General features: G+C 36.4%; 12 protein-coding genes and 2 pseudogenes. 2 read left to right on the top strand and 12 right to left on the bottom strand.

Features of this window, described 5'->3' with window-relative positions; translation table 11 throughout:
• Positions 1–2 precede the first annotated feature (2 nt).
• Positions 3–347 (bottom strand): annotated as a pseudogene (locus tag ACHABW_RS22270) (IS1595 family transposase); the annotation flags it as partial.
• Between the two features lie 390 nt (positions 348–737).
• Here ACHABW_RS22270 and ACHABW_RS22265 point away from each other — a divergent pair.
• Complete coding sequence (locus ACHABW_RS22265) at positions 738–1,874, top strand: tyrosine-type recombinase/integrase (protein ID WP_435758707.1); 1,137 nt, start codon at positions 738–740, stop codon at positions 1,872–1,874.
• A 115-nt stretch (positions 1,875–1,989) separates the two neighbouring features.
• Here the strand turns inward: ACHABW_RS22265 and ACHABW_RS22260 are convergent, their stop codons facing one another.
• The 11 genes and pseudogenes from ACHABW_RS22260 to ACHABW_RS22210 form a co-directional block, all read right to left on the bottom strand.
• Complete coding sequence (locus tag ACHABW_RS22260) at positions 1,990–2,898, bottom strand: tyrosine-type recombinase/integrase (RefSeq protein ID WP_435758705.1); 909 nt, start codon at positions 2,896–2,898, stop codon at positions 1,990–1,992.
• A 308-nt stretch (positions 2,899–3,206) separates the two neighbouring features.
• On the bottom strand, positions 3,207–4,364 hold the full coding sequence (locus tag ACHABW_RS22255; RefSeq protein WP_435758703.1) for a Ger(x)C family spore germination protein: 1,158 nt from the start codon (positions 4,362–4,364) through the stop codon (positions 3,207–3,209).
• The gene (locus tag ACHABW_RS22250; protein WP_435758701.1) at positions 4,361–5,461 is read right to left on the bottom strand and encodes a GerAB/ArcD/ProY family transporter; all 1,101 of its coding nucleotides are present in this window, start codon (positions 5,459–5,461) and stop codon (positions 4,361–4,363) included. The genes ACHABW_RS22255 and ACHABW_RS22250 overlap by 4 nt, the downstream gene beginning before the upstream one ends.
• A 39-nt stretch (positions 5,462–5,500) precedes the next feature.
• Positions 5,501–6,952, bottom strand: coding sequence for a spore germination protein (locus ACHABW_RS22245; protein ID WP_435758699.1), 1,452 nt, complete (start codon positions 6,950–6,952; stop codon positions 5,501–5,503).
• Positions 6,953–7,483: 531 nt separating this feature from the next.
• On the bottom strand, positions 7,484–9,949 hold the full coding sequence (gene parC / locus ACHABW_RS22240) for a DNA topoisomerase IV subunit A (RefSeq protein WP_435758697.1): 2,466 nt from the start codon (positions 9,947–9,949) through the stop codon (positions 7,484–7,486).
• A 3-nt stretch (positions 9,950–9,952) separates the two neighbouring features.
• The gene (parE, locus tag ACHABW_RS22235; protein ID WP_110936145.1) at positions 9,953–11,929 is read right to left on the bottom strand and encodes a DNA topoisomerase IV subunit B; all 1,977 of its coding nucleotides are present in this window, start codon (positions 11,927–11,929) and stop codon (positions 9,953–9,955) included.
• 446 nt (positions 11,930–12,375) lie between these two features.
• Complete coding sequence (locus ACHABW_RS22230; RefSeq protein WP_435758695.1) at positions 12,376–12,786, bottom strand: CoA-binding protein; 411 nt, start codon at positions 12,784–12,786, stop codon at positions 12,376–12,378.
• Positions 12,787–12,808: 22 nt separating this feature from the next.
• A complete protein-coding gene (locus ACHABW_RS22225; RefSeq protein ID WP_110936147.1) occupies positions 12,809–13,231 on the bottom strand; it encodes a universal stress protein in 423 nt (140 codons plus the stop codon).
• Positions 13,232–13,321: 90 nt separating this feature from the next.
• On the bottom strand, positions 13,322–14,875 hold the full coding sequence (locus tag ACHABW_RS22220; protein ID WP_435758692.1) for an ABC transporter permease/substrate-binding protein: 1,554 nt from the start codon (positions 14,873–14,875) through the stop codon (positions 13,322–13,324).
• Entirely contained in the window at positions 14,872–15,852 is a 981-nt protein-coding gene (locus tag ACHABW_RS22215; RefSeq protein WP_435758690.1) for an ABC transporter ATP-binding protein, read from the bottom strand. Before ACHABW_RS22215 ends, ACHABW_RS22220 begins: the two co-directional genes overlap by 4 nt.
• Positions 15,853–16,023: 171 nt before the next feature.
• Positions 16,024–17,545: pseudogene (locus ACHABW_RS22210) on the bottom strand (carboxypeptidase M32).
• Positions 17,546–17,908: 363 nt separating this feature from the next.
• Here ACHABW_RS22210 and ACHABW_RS22205 point away from each other — a divergent pair.
• Positions 17,909–18,208, top strand: coding sequence for an iron-sulfur cluster biosynthesis family protein (locus ACHABW_RS22205; RefSeq protein ID WP_435758688.1), 300 nt, complete (start codon positions 17,909–17,911; stop codon positions 18,206–18,208).
• The last annotated feature ends 4 nt before the right edge of the window (positions 18,209–18,212 follow it).

The following is an 18,212-nucleotide window of genomic DNA, read 5'->3' as shown; positions in this document are numbered from 1 at the left end:
CATCATTTCAATTTATTTGATTTTTGGCAGGATGCAATTAGCATTTGGTTAATTCGTTCACTAAACACCATTATTTTGGCCATTTCTAGCCAACTGAACCAATTAAGGTAATTGTCTAAGTAAAAGGTCACCACACCTTTAAACGTCTATGAAAGTTGTTAACTTGTTGAATGTGGAAAATGCCTTTTTTACACGTTCTTTTTGCTTTCCATTTATAGATTCATACTTTAATCTCTTTGCCATAGCGGACCACTTGTAATTGGATAATTGGATGCTGTGTCCTTGCACAACAACAAACAGGATGGACTTAGATATCCCCATATTACCGTCTCGATTTCTTCCGCTTTTTAGTAAGGTATAGAAAGCAACAGCCTATCCGAAAACAGCTAAAAATATAGATCCATTACAAATACACAAAAATTTCCTACAAAGTTTTTTCCTCCTCATCCATATTAAACCAACTGTTTTTGTAAAGTTTATCCACTTTTTTTAATTGTGATATATTTTTTTAGAATCAAAAAACATAAAAATCGTAAAAAACATAGAAATCATGTTTGTTTTTTGCAGTTTTTAAGTTTTTTAATTAGTGTTTTTATGCATTTGATATTACTTAATGATGCTTGTATCATCAGTATCGTTCGTACCATATGCAATGGTAGGGAGGAGGAGGTACGAATAATTACCAATACCTCCCCGCAGACTTCAGCTTTATAGTTGAAACAACAAAGGAGGATATCATGATACAAGAAAACAGTGTAGGTAGTAATGAATCCATTCAAGTAGAAGATCAGATTACGCCTAACAGTCTCTTATCCCACGCATTGTTATGGATGAAAGAATACAGGTATTGGTCAAACACTACGTTTGACAGCTATTATCATGACCTTAAACTCTTTGAAAATTATTTAGAGACACAACAATTGAAACCTGTATTAAAAAGTGGTGAAAGATTAAACATCGTTAACAAGTGGATCATCCTTCAAAAAGATAATAATGTTGCATATAAAACGATTACTAGAAGAATTGCGACTCTTTCTTCTCTTTACAGTTTTTACAAAGAACTGGGTGTAGTGAATAAGAACGTATTTAAAGCCGTCAAAGTGCCAGGCGCTCATTCAGATTCACATAGCCGTGCTTTAGATTTAGATGACCTGGTTCTAGTGTTTAAAGCCCTGAAGGATTTCAAACAGCAAAAGTTAAGAATCGACGTACCTATTAAACTTTTGCTTTATACAGGCTTACGGAATCATGCACTAAGCCATCTTTGTGTTAAAGATATTGATTGGGACGATGAAGTCATTGTTTATAATCCTGTAATTAATAATTATAAGCATAAGATTCAAATATTACCGTTACCTCCAAAATTCTTACAGATACTGCATAATTACGTTGAGGAGCTTAATTTAAGCGATCATGACCCTTTATGTTATGGATTTAACGGTATTCCTTTAAAAAATAAGCAACTCAATCTCCTAGTCAATAAAATTAACAAGCATTTGGGCTGGGAAGGTGAGAAGAGAGTTACACCTCATGGATTTAGGTACACCATTGCCACGTTATTAGATGAGAAAGATATATCAATAGATACGATCAAGTACCATCTTGGCCACACGTCTAGTGATAATATAAAATTTTACCTTAAACGAGACAGACGCAAAATCATTCAAATAAAGTCAGCCTTAACAGAAATAGAAACGAAGGTCGAGGGAGTTTTAATTGATAACGATAGAGAGAATTGCTCTGTTCACAATACTAAAGCGTTTCCTGATAATGACGCAGCTAATCTACCTTTTTCAGAGGGATTTCTTATTCAGTTATCGCAATCGAACCCAGAACTTCTCGAGAAAATTATGCTGGAGCATTATAAAAAATAATACCTTATAAAGTGAGGCTACAAAAATCACGCAGGAAACAGCAAGAAGTTGTACATGATAAGCCAACTGTTAAAAAGCCCCTAAATATTTAGGAGCTTTTGACAGTCATTCGTTATTAATTTTGTATTAAAAAACTATGAATCGCTTTTTTCTTTTGTTCAAAATCAATATGAGTGTACATACTTGTTGTAGCAAGACTTTCATGTCCAAGTAACTCCTGCAAGGTCTTGAGATCTACTTTGTCTTTGTTCTCTTGCAATAGGAGCGTCGCAAACGTATGTCGTAAATGATGAAGGGAAAACCTGTGTGAAGGCAGTCCAGCGTGTTCTAATACCTCCTTAAAGATTTTGTGAAGTCCTCGTGGATTCAATTGGTCCCCATTTTTATTACAGAATATTGGTTCACTATAGTGTTTTTGTTGCTCCATTAAAAGGTCACGATAGCTCGTTATTAAAGGGATGACAATCGGATGGAGGGGGAGAAGGCGCTCTTTTTTCCCTTTTCCTTTTACTAAAATCGTGTTTACATGTAAGTCGAGTTGCCCCCATGTTAAATCCACTATTTCTTGCCGTCTCATACCTGTTGTAGCCAATAATTTAAACATGACCTCATTCCTTACAGCTAGAGACCGTTGATCCTTTTCTAAGAAAGCAAAAAGACGTTTTAAATCTACTAATGACATATAAACAGGTAAATTTTTATCGGATTTTGGAGCTTGAATGCCTGCCATAAAATCCACTTTCATATAATTTTCTTTTAAACAATACTGACAATAGGATTTTAAACACGAAATACGCCGCTGCAATGTTCGTGGTTTAATACTATGGTTAAGAACCTGATCTTGAATAAAACGACGAACACTAGATGAGTTGATGTCATCTAAAAAGATGGAACGATTGTTATTCAATAGAAAATCACCAAATAGCCGTAAATCGAAGGCATAACTGGTAAGCGTATTGATGGAGTAATTTTTTTCAACTTCTAAATACAATAAATAATCATCTGTTGCTTGAACATAATTCATCGGGTGAGCCTCCTTAAAAGTATCGTTATAAGGTCGAACCCTAAAAATTATGGTCGATACGCAAGGATTATGGGACCAGGGTGCCGTTATCGGGATGACCCCATAAATTATAGTCAACTTGTGAAACATAAGTACACGATATGATATATTATGGGAACTTGGAGTGATGACCTTATGTCCCTCCTCGGTTTAATTCTAGTTTACATAATATATATTATAGGAACCCGAAAATGATATCATTATTCCGTCTCAATTAATAAGTATTCTTATTGTTTTGAGACGGAATCAAAAATTTTAATATATTTTTATTATTTACCAACTTTCTTTTTATCCAACTTACTTCGTTGACCTGTCTCTTTAATTCTAATATCAACTTCAATCGTTATTTCAGATTTACGCCATCGGTCTTTTAACCATTCTTGTTCATTAAAATTCTCATCGTCTTGAATCCACAGACGATGTCCTAATAACCAAGGTTCAACATTGATATCTTTCATTTTTTCAATGGTCTCATGCATATTTTCTTCAATGGATCCTTCGACTTCTTTTTCGACTTTTCCAATGAGGTCTTCCGAGGTTTTTATTTCACCAGAAGCTATGTGAATTAATTCCCCCTCCCCACTTACCTTAACAAGGAATTTATCAGGGTCAATAGACACTACCTCTATTTTAGAGTCTGTATTTATTCTCAATGAGACGTCTATCATGGTGTTAGAACCGGAATCGACTTCAACTGTGTAATTCAAATTATCTAATTTCTCTTCTTTTAGTAATGAACTCATGCTACTTTGCTTTCCTTTTAGTACGTCAATCATCTGCCTATCTTGAAAGATCGCATGATCTTGAATAACATAATCAGAATTAATGTGAATCATCGGAACCTTAGCAGCTTTTGCAATCATATTCGAATCTCTTCTAAATTCGTATAACTTCAATTCTTCGACACGAGCCATTTTTTGACCGGCTTCGAAAAAAATACTAATATATAATGAAGGAAGTGATGCTAGTGGAGATTCAAACGAAAGGACATCATAGACGGTCTGATCTTCCGGTACTACAAGTAAGTGGACGCCATTATCAACAGGGGCTCTTCGGTCAATTAAATCAATAACATCTCCAATCCCCTTTCTTGCTAATTTTTCACCTATGACAACTGTTTTTAAATGACCGAAAAATAACACAGTTGGTGTTCTTGCTTCAATGTCTGCGATTGCATCCCATAAGGAAGCATTCACGGCCTTAAGTGTTTCAAATTCAGAACCTTGCTCTCCTCCACCTCCTCCGGGTGAAAACTGTGGAGTAACTACTGGCATTTGCAACGATACTTCATATTCATCATCTTCGGTTATGTCGATTCCTAAACCTAAAATCATCGTTCGTTGGTCTATTTCCTTAGAATCAGGAATACATCCTGCCAGTAAGCAAATAAAAATAAGAATAACTACCTTTAAACTAATTTTTATCATTGGCTTTCTCCTCTTTTACTAGCAATCAAAAAAATGCAGAGAATACTCGGCACAAGGAAAGAATAAAGGATTAGATTCATGTTTTGAAGAGTCAAGTCCAAATTGACATATCCAGGAGTAAGTATAACTAAGAAAAACAACGAAACAACAACAAGTAATTTTGTCATGATATCTTTCTTTTTCAAAGGTGGAATAAGCTTCTTTAATAAAAAACTTGTGAACCAAATTTGAATAACCGATATCTTGTAAAAAGAAACGAGCCAAATAGTTAGAAAAATCAAATCAAGCCTCTCAAAAATTCCAGTCCCTTCTGTCACAGACTGTATTAAAGTCGTTAGTGGGGATAGTAAGGTCAGTGCTTGGTCAAAACCAAATGTTCCTAACACCACTATCGCAACCATCGAAAAAGTGATCATTACAAACAACAAACTTATTGTTGATACCTTTAAAAATGGAACATCATTCTTCATATACGGAAAAAATCCTAATAACGCAACTACCCCCGCGTATCTAGACATATCTGAAATCGAACTCTTCAAAAAAGTCATAGTATCAACACTTAGCACCGGTGGTATATAGATCCATTTAAAATCCTCAGTAAAAAAGAGAAAAATCACAGTAATAAAAATAACGATATCCATAATAAATAGTGTCACCAAAAATTTTGCGATTGCTTCTATTCCATAGATAATCGAGAAAAATATAATAAATAAAAAATATCCAACTATAATCCAAGCACTTGTATTTGTTAGTAAATAGCTATTTACAATAATGAGCAATGTCTCTATTCCCCAGCGACAGGTAGCAACCGCACTTATAAACAAATATAAGATAACAGGAATGTGAATAATAGCTAAAGTCTTTTCACGGAAGACTTCTATTAAATCTCCTCTTTCTTGTTTTTTTAAAGTTAAATGAAACAAACCAAGCAGAATAAGATAAGGAATAACAGCAAGTATAACTTTAAGCCATGCACTCCTTATCTCTTCACTACCTACATATGGCAAGAGAATAACTCCTAACGTAATCGTAGAACAATAGGTATATACAAATAGCTTAGACGTTCCGAATTTTTGATCAGAGTCACGTAAATTCATAGGTGCACCCTCCAATTCCCTTCGTTCTTATACATAAACTTATTTTTCTGGGTAAAAAAAATGAAATAGTTTTTTAAATTGTAAAGGTACAACTGGTGAAAGATAGCTATGTCCTAAGCTATTCAACTTACATAAGTGAAGAATTGTCCATACTACTGCTAAAGTCATTCCATACAGCCCTAATAACGATGCCGCTATTACATATAGGTACCTTAAAAGACGCCACGTAGCAACAAATTCCCAATAAGGCACCATGAAGATGGCGATTGCAGTAAAAGCAATCGTTATCACCATAATATTACTGACTAGACCTGCTTCAACTGCTGCCGTTCCAATAACTAACCCACCAACTATACCAATCGTCTGTCCTACAAAGCTTGGTAATCGTATACTAGCCTCTACTAGAACATCTAAAGCAAAAAGCATCACTAATGCTTCCGTTGGTGCATCTAAAGGTATTTGTGATCTTGACTGAGCAATTGTAATCGCCATTTTTGTTGGAATTAATTCAGGATGAAATGCTACTAAAGTAACATAAAGAGCAGGTAAAAGCGTGCCGATAAAGACTCCTACAAAACGTAAAAGACGAACAAAAGAATAATTCCATTTTACGGTAAATGATCGATCTTCATTTGAAGAAAAGCTTTCAAATAGTTGGATAGGTGTAATAATACAAAAGGTATGGTGATCAAAAAATATAACTACTTTTCCACTTCTTAATCGAGCCGCCGCTTGATCAGGCCGTTCTGTCAATAAGCTTTGAGGAAACAAAGATAAATGCCCTTGTTGAAAAAATCGTGCTAATTCACCAAGGTCGTATATATCTTCATTTTCAACCTCTTGCATTTTTTGTTGAATATGATTCTTAACTTCATCATTTACAGCAGAATCTAAATACACAGCATTGATTTTCATATGTCTCGATTCACCAATACTGGCTTCCATTGTATGCAAATTATAATCCCTTATAAAATTCCGGATTATCACAACATTTTTATCTGCGTCTTCAACAAAACCGATCTTCGGGCCAAATACCTGAAACTCAGTAGTCGGCTCACTAATCGACCGTGTTTGTGTTTCCCTCAATTTTAATAACCGCGGAGCATTTCCTTCGAATTGAATAAGTGCATCTCCATTTAGGATCCCTTTCATAATGTCATACCAATTATCAGGTATATCAGAGGAGACAGTTTCATAAATATGATTCTGGGCTATTTTGTCGTCACTTTCTAAAAAAACATCATTTAATGCCCTTCTAACAACCAACTCATCTAACTTTTTCGTGTCAGTTAGTCCTATAACATAGGAAATATTCAAATTTGAATAAGTAGATCTTTCAATGAGTCTAACCTCAAAATCATATGTATCAGCAAAGATTTCTTTTAGAATTTTTTCATTTTGAGATAAAGTCTTGGAAATTACGTTAGGGTCATCGATAATCTTGTTAATTCTATTTTCCGAAATGGGCTGCTTATCAGGTATTTTTTTCATTATAAACCTCCCATTTTTTTTAGTAATCATAGTCTGTGGAATTAAGCTGTAAATATACAAAGATCAGACGCAGATTTTCTCCGTCTGATCTTTGTATTCAGTAATTATTCATCATTATACAACGTCGCTCACCTAGTTCTTTATAACGAACGGTAAGCAAATTTTAATATATACTGAGATAACTATAGTTCACGGTGTATACTATCCTTCTATAGCGCACCTTTGAAAACCTTGAAAATAGGCGGCATTTTACTGATGTTTTGCAAAAAAATAAACACAATTCAAGAAAATATTTAGTTTACATAATAAATTTATTGGTAACTAAATGCTGTTCTTTAATATCTTTTAGGCAGTCGTTAATAGTTTCAGAAAAGAAGCAGCTAGCTTGCCCCGCAGAAAGCAACCGTCATGAGCGGATTCGAGCTCCTCTGTTCAAAAACATATAATAATAATTTAATAAACTCTAATAAAAAAAGCATTCAGCTAATAATTCATTAGCTGAATGCTTTAACAAAACGTAATTTTTTATTATTAAGAACTATTTTCAGATGACTTTTTCTCTTTCGGCCTGTTTATATCCTCTTTTTCAATCCAAGTATCAACTACTTCCCCTGTCGAGGTAGTATCGAATAGGAATGAACCATTTGTATATCGATCGTTAGACCGTAAATCACTTAACCTAATTTCTCCTACAGAGCCATCCTTTACTTTCACGTGAATAACGTCACTACCATTTAAACCATACACGATCGCTACTGTATGAGGTTGACGTTTTAACTCCTTAATCATAACAAGACCACGCTTTGCTCTTGTTGTTCGCTCAAATGCCTTAAGTGGCATTTTTTTGTATGCAGTTCGTTGTGTTAAAAGGAAAATCCATGGTGTTTCCCCATTTGTAAAGAAAAGACAGCTTTTCACTTCGTCATCTGGTTTTATACTTATAGCTTTTACGCCAGCAGTTCGTTGACCTGTAATGCCGACTTCCTCTTCTCCATACCATAGACCATAACCGAATTTTGTTGCTAAGAATACATCTTTATTTCCTTGAGTATGCTCCACAGAAATTAATTCATCTTCGGGTTTTAATTTCACAGCCATTAAAGCTTTCGAATGGCGTTGGGGCTTGTACTCACTTAATAAGGACCGTTTGATCATTCCGTTTTTAGTAGCAAAAATTAAATATTCATCGTCAGAAAATTTTTGGATAGGAACCCCATGTAAAATTTCATCATTAGGATTCATCCCGACAATATTGGCTACATGTTGTCCATTATCTTTCCAACGAAGTTCAGGAAGAAGATGCACAGGTATATAGAGATAGGACCCTTTTTTAGTAAATAACAGCAAGGTGTCTGTTGTATTCATTTCCATAGAATGCAACAAACGATCCGTTTCTTTCATTCCCGGACTTTCTCCATTAGAGGCAGTAAAGGACCTGATACTCGACCTTTTGACGTAACCTTCCTTTGTGACAGAAACACGAACGTCTTCAGAGGGAACAACCACTTCCAGATTAATTTTAAGATCCTCAATCTCCTCTTCAACCAACGTTCTGCGATCCTCACTATAATTTTTTTTAATTTTACGCAGCCCTTTTTTAATTTCATTTATTAAATTTTTCTCTGAGGCTATAATGCTTTCTAAAGTTTCAATTGATTTTTTTAACTCATCTGCTTCCTGTTGTAAGGTTGTAATATCTGTATTCGTCAAACGATAAAGTTGTAAATTAACGATAGCTTCCGACTGAGGTTCCGTAAATTCAAAACGTTCTTGCAATCTATCTTTCGCATCTCTTTTGTCTTTAGAAGCACGAATTGTTTCAATTACTTCGTCTAATACAGAAATAGCTTTAATTAAACCTTCAACAATATGGGCACGATCTCGAGCTTTGTTTAAATCAAAATTTGTTCTTCTGACAATGACTTCCTTTTGATGCGTAATGTATGCGTCAAGCATATGCTTAATGCCAAGAAGTTTAGGTGTTTTTCTGAAAATAGCAACCATATTAAAGTTGTATGAAATCTGTAAATCAGTATTCTTATATAAGAAATGCAAAATTCCTTGCGCATTAGCTTCTTTTTTTAATTCAATAACAATTCGCAGACCAGTTCTGTCAGTATCATCACGTACTTCAGCTATTCCATCTACCTTTTTATCCAATCTCAGCTCATCCATCTTTTTCACTAAGTTAGCTTTGTTAATTTCATAAGGAATTTCGGTAATAACGATCTGCTCTTTACCGCCCCTAATTTCTCCTATTTCGGCCTTGCCTCTTAATATGATCTTTCCTTTTCCAGTTTCATACGCTTTTCTCAATCCTTCAACGCCTTGAAGGGTTCCGCCAGTAGGAAAATCTGGACCTTTAATAAATTTCATTAGATCATCCACATTACAGTCAGGATGGTCCATTTGATGTATCGCTGCATCAATCACTTCGCTCAAATTATGAGGCGGTATATCTGTTGCATAACCACTCGAAATACCAGTCGACCCGTTCACAAGTAAGTTAGGATAACTAGCCGGCAAAACTACCGGTTCTTCTTGAGAATCATCGAAGTTAGACATGAAATCAACCGTGTCTTTTTCAATATCTAATAGCATTTCTGAAGCAATCCTTGATAGACGAGCTTCTGTATAACGCATTGCCGCAGGTGGATCACCATCAATAGATCCATTATTCCCATGCATTTGTACAACCGGATGCCTCATTTTCCAATCTTGACTTTGACGAATCATTGCTTCATAAACAGATGAGTCGCCGTGGGGATGGTAATTACCTATAACGTTCCCCACCGTCTTAGCAGCTTTTCTAAAAGGACGATCTGCAGTGTTTCGATCCACATGCATGGCATATAAAATTCTTCGCTGAACTGGTTTAAGACCATCTCGCGCATCAGGTAAAGCACGGTCTTGTATGATATATTTACTGTATCTCCCAAATCTGTCCCCTATAACATCTTCTAGAGGCAGATCCAGGTAACGTTCTTTATCTTCCAAGGATTACTCCTCCTCTGTCACTAATAAGTTATCATTATCTAATATGTTGGTGTCCTCATCTAATCCAAAAGCAACATTTTTTTCAATCCATTTTCTTCGAGGCTCTACTTTATCACCCATAAGAGTGGAGACATGTCGTTCTGCTCTTGCTATATCATCAATCGTTACCCGGACTAGTGTTCTTGTTTCAGGATCCATCGTTGTCTCCCAAAGCTGCGTTGCATCCATTTCTCCCAGTCCTTTATATCGCTGAAGAATATAACCTTTACCGATTTTATCAATTGCTCCTTGTAAGCCACTTTCATCCCATGCGTACTCCACTTTTTCTTTCTTACCAGAACCTTTACTAACTTTGTATAAAGGCGGTAAGGCGATAAACACACGACCGCCTTCAATAAGTGGACGCATGTAACGGTAGAAAAATGTTAATATAAGCACTTGAATATGGGCACCATCTGTATCTGCGTCCGTCATAATTACTACTTTGTCATAATTAATATTGGTGATATCGAAATCAGGACCTACATCGCCACCAATAGCATAAATCATAGTTCTAATCTCTTCGTTCTTCATAATATCTGCGAGTTTGGCTTTTTCGGTATTAATAACTTTACCGCGAAGTGGCAGAACTGCTTGGAATTTACGATCTCGCCCTTGCTTCGCAGAACCCCCGGCAGAGTCACCCTCCACTAAATAAAGTTCATTACGACTTGGATTCCTTGATTGAGCAGGTGTTAGTTTCCCACTTAGCATCGCATCTTTTCGTTTGTTTTTCTTCCCACTTCTCGCATCTTCACGAGCTTTACGTGCTGCTTCTCTAGCCTGCGAAGCTTTGACAGCTTTTCGTATAAGGTTATTACTAATCTCCGGGTTTTCTTCAAGGAAAAAACTTAGCTTTACGAAAACGACACTATCTACAGCTGCTCTAGCCAATGGAGAGCCTAGCTTCCCCTTCGTTTGACCTTCAAATTGGAGCTTATCCTCTGGAACTCGAACAGAAATGATCGCAGTAAACCCTTCGCGAATATCACTTCCATCTAAGTTTTTATCACGTTCTTTTAGTAATTGCAGTTTTCTTGCGTGTTCATTAACAGCTCTAGTAACTGCAGCTCTCATTCCTAGTTCGTGAGTTCCGCCATCTTTTGTTCGAACATTGTTTACAAAAGATAGCGTATTTTCAGTGAACCCATCATTATATTGAAAGGCGAAATCTACCTCTATCTCTTCATGTTCTCCTGTAAAAGAAACAACTGGATGAAGGGTATCTTTTTCCTCGTTTAAATATCCCACAAAAGCTTCTAAACCAGTTTCAAACAGAAATGATTCTGTTCCGTTTTCTTGACCTGGTCTCTCGTCTATTAGATCAATTTTTACCCCTTTTATGAGAAAAGCAGCTTCTCTGAGCCTTTCTGCTAAAGTATCATTATGATACGTGGTTGTATTAAATATCGATGCATCAGGTTTGAAATGAATGGTTGTACCTGTTTTTTTCGTTTTGCCGATAGTTTCCAATGTTGTAACAGGTTTTCCGCCATTCTCAAAGCGTTGACGGTAAATAGAACCCTCTCGATATATCGTTACTTCAAGCCATTCGGACAGTGCGTTTACGACTGATGCACCAACACCATGGAGACCACCACTAGTTTTATAGCCGCCTTGACCAAATTTACCTCCAGCGTGCAGCACAGTTAGAATGACTTCCGGAGTTGGTTTACCGGTAGCATGCATGCCCGTCGGAAAACCTCTGCCCTCATCTTTGACACTGATACTGTTATCTTTATGTATTGTAACAATAATATGATTGCCATAACCTGCAAGGATCTCATCCACCGAATTATCAACAATCTCAAAAACTAGGTGGTGAAGACCGCGGTGATCTGTACTGCCTATGTACATACCTGGTCTTTTTCGGACCGCATCAAGACCTTCTAATACTTGAATGGCATCATCATTATACTCGAATTCTTGTTTTTTGGACAATGCTTCTTGCTCCTTTCTCTTGCAAACCGTACTAAAGCTAATATCTAACATACCATAACAATGGTCTGGTTTCGAGTGACGATTACATATTTCCTTTAAATTAATCGTCATGAATAAGTGAAAAAACCAAAAAAAGAACATACATTCCCTTAGTTATCTCTATTTAGTATAATATTACATCTGCCATGTTGCAAGAATAAAAGGGACCAAGGAAACTGAAGCTAGAAAAGAAAAACTGCTTTGAAGTCTTAAAAACTTAGTGGCTTTTTTCTATTTTTTGCTTTATTATCATGGAAGTTTGATTGGAAGAATGACCGCTCACTTTCCGTAGATGATCCGTGAGCCTCTCTGTTCGACGAAAAAAATCTCTAAAAAACCGATAATTTTATAAATTCGATAAAAAACCATTATGCAAAATATTAACTTCTGCATAATGGTTCAACATCCTATTTATTCAGATATGCCAATTCTATTTTAATACACCGGTCCATAACTACTTTTTTGCCAGCCCTCAAGGCTATTTGCTCGGCCTCGTCGCTTGCTAGCCCCAACTGAGTCCAAAATACTTTTGCATTAGTTTTAGCTGTTTCCTCAGCTATTTCAGGGAGAAACTCAGACCTTCTAAATACGTTTACGATATCAATATCGCCTTCAATATCAGTGACACTGGAAACTGCTTTTCGCCCGAAAACTTCATCAATAACCGGATTCACAGGAATAATTTCATATCCTGCAGCTAAAAGTACCTCCGTTACCTGATAGGATGTACGCGCTGGATTATCCGAAAGTCCTACGACTGCAATACGTTTTGCGTCGCGTAAAATCTCATTCACTTCTTCTCGATTAGGGGAACTCATTTAAAAACTCCTTTTCTGTATTTTATTTTACAATTAAAACAGGACATTTCACTCTTTTCGCGACTTTATGGCTTACGCTTCCTAGCACCATTTGTTGAAATTGATTTAATCCTCTACTACCAATAACAACAATATCATAACTCTCTTCACTTGCTTCTCTGACTATTGTTGGTCCAGGATCTCCAAAAGTGTGTTTTACCGTAAGCGGGATATTTGCATCTTTAACACGTTTCTCCATCGAGCTTACTCGTTCTTTTCGGTGTTCAGGAATTGCTCGCGGTTTCATATCGTCTTCGACTACTTCAGACCTTGCAGGTATATCATCTACAACATGGATGAGAGTGATGTCAGCCCCCTCTGTTAATCCAGCAATAAAAATTGCTTTTTCACAGGCACGTATAGCGTGCTCAGAACCATCACCCGCTAATAATATATGTTTAAACATAGATTTTCCCTCCCTATATCTGAATGCTTCTAGTTATATTATAGCCGATTGTAAGCGCTAACGGGGAAGTACTTCATATTTTATTAGACATTAATCGAGTAACCCTTCTCCTTCTAAGTACTCTCTCGCAACCAACGCAGGATCAGCATCTTCTTCATCCACTTGGTAATTCATTTCTAACATTTCTTCTTCTGAAATCCGTCCACCTAGCTGATTTAAAATTCCTTCAATCTCAGGGAACTCTTCAAGCACATCCTCTCTGAATAAAGGAGCGCCATTAAACGGTGGAAAAACCATTTCATCATCCTCTAAAGCCACTAAATTATAGCGGATCATATACGAATCAGTAGAATATGCATCGATGACCTGAACATCTCCTGAAACAAGGGCTTCTGACCTTAACGCGGCCTCCATTGTTTGTACATCATTTAGTTCAAGATTATACGCTTCTTGAATAGCTGGATAACCATCAGGTCTATCATAGAATTCAAAGGTAAAACCAGCCGTTAACTCATCTTCATATTCCTGTAAATCAGATATTTTCTCAAGATTTAATTCAGCAGCTATTTCCTCTGTTACAGCGATAGCATACGTGTTTTGATAGTCCATCGGTTCTAGGAAAACTAAATTATATTCGCTATACATGCCTTCTTTAGCTTGTTCAAAAGCTTCTCTTTCCTCATAACTTTCTGGTTCCTCACCTAATAGCGTGGTTATAGCGGTTCCTGTAAATTCCAAATACCCGTCTATATCACCGACCTCAATCGCTTGAAATAGAAAATCAGTTGCTCCAATACCTGGCTCCAGAACAACATTATAATCTGTATCTTGTTCGATTAGGTGCTTATACATATTAATAATTATCTCTGGTTCGGTTCCAATTTTACCAGCGATAGTTATTTCTTCTTGGGAGTTACCCCCGCTAATATTAAAAGCACTCATTGCTGTAGGTGTCGTCACTAGTAAAATAGCTACAATGACTACGGTTGCTATAGGAGTAATGGACGATCCAGTAGATTTTTTCTCAACAAATCGAAGTACAGCATCAAAAAATAATGCGAGAAGAGCTGCAGGAATTGCCCCTAACAGGATATAATAACTATTATTACGTTGAATCCCTAACATGATTAAATCACCTAAACCACCAGCCCCAATCAAAGCGGCTAATGTAGCGGTTCCTACTATTAGAACCATCGCAGTTCTAATTCCCGCCATAATAGTTGGCATTGCCAAAGGTAATTGAACTCTATGGAGTTGCTGAAGCGTCCCCATTCCCATTCCTCTTGATGCTTCCATCAAAGCAGGATCAACACCTTTTATTCCTGTGTATGTATTTCTCAATATCGGTAGAAGAGCATAAACAGTTAACGCAACAATTGCGGGCGTCGTACCAATTCCCAAGAAAGGTATTAAAAAACCTAGAAGCGCTAAACTTGGAATCGTTTGAAGAACAGCCGTAGAACCGATGATAGGCTCTGCTGCCTGTCGGTAATGGCTTAAAATAATCCCTAATGGAACTGCTATGAAAACTGAAATTAATAGAGAGATAAGAGACATTTCTAAATGCTCCCAGAGTGCGCTAGTAACTAGATCCCGCCTGTCTAAAGCTAATTGAAAAAAAGTTTGAATGGCTAAGATTCTCATGATAAAGCTCCTTCTCGGTCTTTGAAGTGATATTTCTCCAAATGAAGGACAATATCTTTGTAAGAGACGTCACCTGTATACTCTTTCTCGTCATTGAAAACTGTCAGAGAATTCTTCTTAGAATCTTTTAGTTTTTCAAAGGCCGCTCTAACTGAATGACTTGTTAATAGAAATTCGTTAACCTCTTCTTTCAATGGGGCTTGAGTACGAGATCGGTAAAGCGTCATTTCAGATAAAGGAGCACCCCACGGGTCTTGTCTTGCACCGATAAATTTCTCAACGAAATCATCAGCCGGGTTCTGTAAAAGTTTCTCTGGCGTATCCACTTGAACAACAGAACCCTCTTTTAAAATACAAATACGATTTCCTAAAGCTAACGCCTCATCCATGTCATGAGTGACAAAAACGATAGTTTTCTTGATATTTTTTTGTAAATCTAATATGTCTTTCTGTAACTGCTCCCGAGTTATCGGATCAAGGGCACTAAATGGTTCATCCATAAGAATGATATCAGGATCTCCAGCAAGTGCACGAACAACACCAACGCGTTGTTGTTGCCCACCGGATAACTCATCTGGCATGCGGTCGCGATATGTAGATGGATCTAGCCCAACCATATCCAGAAGTTCATCAACTCTCTTAGAAATATCTTCTTTCGGCCATTTAACTAATTCAGGAACAATAGAGATGTTCTCTTTAATCGTCATATGAGGAAATAAAGCAATTTGCTGTAATACATAGCCAATATTCCACCTTAATCGCTTCATATTCATGTCTCGGATATTTTTGTCTTGAATAAAAATCTTGCCGTCTGATGAATCTATTAATCGGTTAATCATTTTCATTGTCGTTGTTTTTCCACAACCACTAGGCCCTATTAATACAAACAATTCTCCTTTTTCAATTCGGAAGTTCAGATCATTTACTGCTTTTGTTCCATCTGCAAAAACTTTGGATACTCCTTGAAATTCTATCATTCATTTTTCCAACTCCTTAGTAACATCTTATATGTAAGATTCTAACTTTATAATTCACTTTATTACGTATTTTAAAACATCATACAAAAAAGCCGTTAACGGAAAAAATTCCTTTAACAGCGGTTTTGTGCTTATATTGTTTTCTAGCTTTAACTTCATGTTATGGAGTGTTTATTCAGTAATTCGATAGACATTACGATATTTTGATTCAAGATATTCAATCAAATAGCGTGGATTAACACCTTCACCAGTAGTATCTTTTAAGATTTCTAATGGCTCTTTGCTTTTCCCATATTGATGAATATTTTTCGTTAACCATTCCTTAATTGGCGCTAAATCACCTTGTTGAAGTAGCTCATCAAAATCGGGTAACTCTTTTTCCATCACTTTTTTAAGTTGTGCAGCATAGACATACCCTAATGCATAGGAAGGAAAATATCCAAAAGCACCACTTGGCCAATGTACATCTTGAAGCACACCCTCCCCATCATGAGATGGACGAACACCAAGTAACTCTTCCATTTTATCATTCCATGCTTCCGGAAGATCAGCAACCTCTAACTCCCCGTTAATTAAAGCTTTCTCTAGCTCATATCGGGCTATAATGTGTAAAGAGTAGGTCATTTCATCTGCTTCTATTCGAATCAACGAAGGGCCTGCAACATTAATACCACGATAAAAAGTATGTAAATCAATATCATCAAATTGTCCGTTCGCATTCTTTTTCAAAAGATCATAATACTTTTCCCAAAAAGAAAAATGACGACCGACGAAGTTTTCCCAAAACAATGATTGAGATTCATGGATACCCATGGACGTGCCAGTACATAATGGTGTCCCTATGAACTTCTCATCGATATTCTGCTCATATAAAGCATGACCACCTTCATGAATCGTTCCAAATACAGCTGTGCGAAAATCCATTTCATCATATTTTGTAGTGACACGAACATCTCCTGGATTCAAGCCTATAGCGAATGGATGAACAGTTGTATCCAAACGACCTGCTTCGAAATCATACCGCATGTTCTCATATTTCTCGGCTCAATGCCTCTTGGTTTTTCGGTGGAAATGGTTGAAACAAAAAATCTGTTTGCGGCTGATCTTTTGCTTCTGTAATTTCTTTCACTAACGGAACAAGTGCCTTTTTTAGTTTGCCGAAGACATCGTCAATGATATCTACCGTGAGTCCTGGTTCGTAATCATCTAGTAAAGCATTGTATTTGTTTCCTTTATACCCAACCCACTCTGTGTACTTACGGTTATAGTCGACTATTTTTTCTAAATATGGCTGAAAAGTTTTGAAATCAGCATCATTTTTAGCCTTTTCCCAAGCAACTTCCGCATTCGAAGTGAGAATAACATACTCTTTAAATTCTTGAGGAGGAATATTTTCGTATTTTTTTAATTGTTTTTCACATTCTTCCACCGAACCTTTTGTAACTTCTGTGAGTTTGCTCCATACGGATGGCTCCCTCAATCCCTCTAGATACCCTTTTAGCTCTTGTGAAGTGGACATTGCAAAAACTTCTGATGATAATGTACCTAACACTTCCGATCGCTGAGAAGCCCCTTTACGAGGTGCACCAGTTCTCAAATCCCAAGCCATCAATCCAATTGATTCTTCAAAATGACTAATTTTCTTAATGTAAGCTAAAAATTTCTCTTCTAATGTTTCTGTTTCTGTAGTCATGTTTCATTTCTCCTTTCCATTTAACCAAGTCTTTCAGTTCTATAAATGTACTCCTGGTACCGATAGACGATAAATTAGGTAACTTACTTATTTTAAATGAGAACTCTGATTAGTAAATACAACAATACTATCATACCCTTTCTCTAAAAAAAATTCATTAATTGACCATAAGTATTCAAATTTGATCTATTAGGCATCCAGCCTTTTATTTTGATATACTTTAAACAGAAATTCACAGATTAAGAAAAACGGCATAGCCGTCTTTTGTTAAATACAGCGTGAGCTTTCGCGCCACCCCTTCATGCGTGTGGCGTAAAGTTACTGTCAGTTTTTACTTATTTTTAAAAAAAGGAGAAATGATGGATGGACATAAAAATTACTGAAAGAGCAGCAAAATTTTACATAAAAGAAATGAATCTAACAGAATCGGATGATGTATCCTTGTTTGTCCGAGTTGGTGGAGTTGGTTCCGGAGGCTTCTCAGTCGGCATTCACAAAGGTAAACCAGACAAAGAATTCCTTACATATGAAGTTTCTTCGATTAGTTTTTGCCTTGCTTTTGATGACTTATGGTATCTGGATGGTATTACAATTGATTTTGATGAAGACATTGGTGACATTACTTTTCGGAACGAGAGATTTAGTGATTTAAGTAATCCCTGATAAT

This window comes from Salipaludibacillus sp. CF4.18, assembly GCF_051262595.1.
GTDB lineage: Bacteria > Bacillota > Bacilli > Bacillales > Salisediminibacteriaceae > Salipaludibacillus > Salipaludibacillus neizhouensis.
The sequence above is the reverse complement of the archived record's forward strand: the minus strand, read 5'-3'. Positions and strand labels throughout refer to the sequence as shown.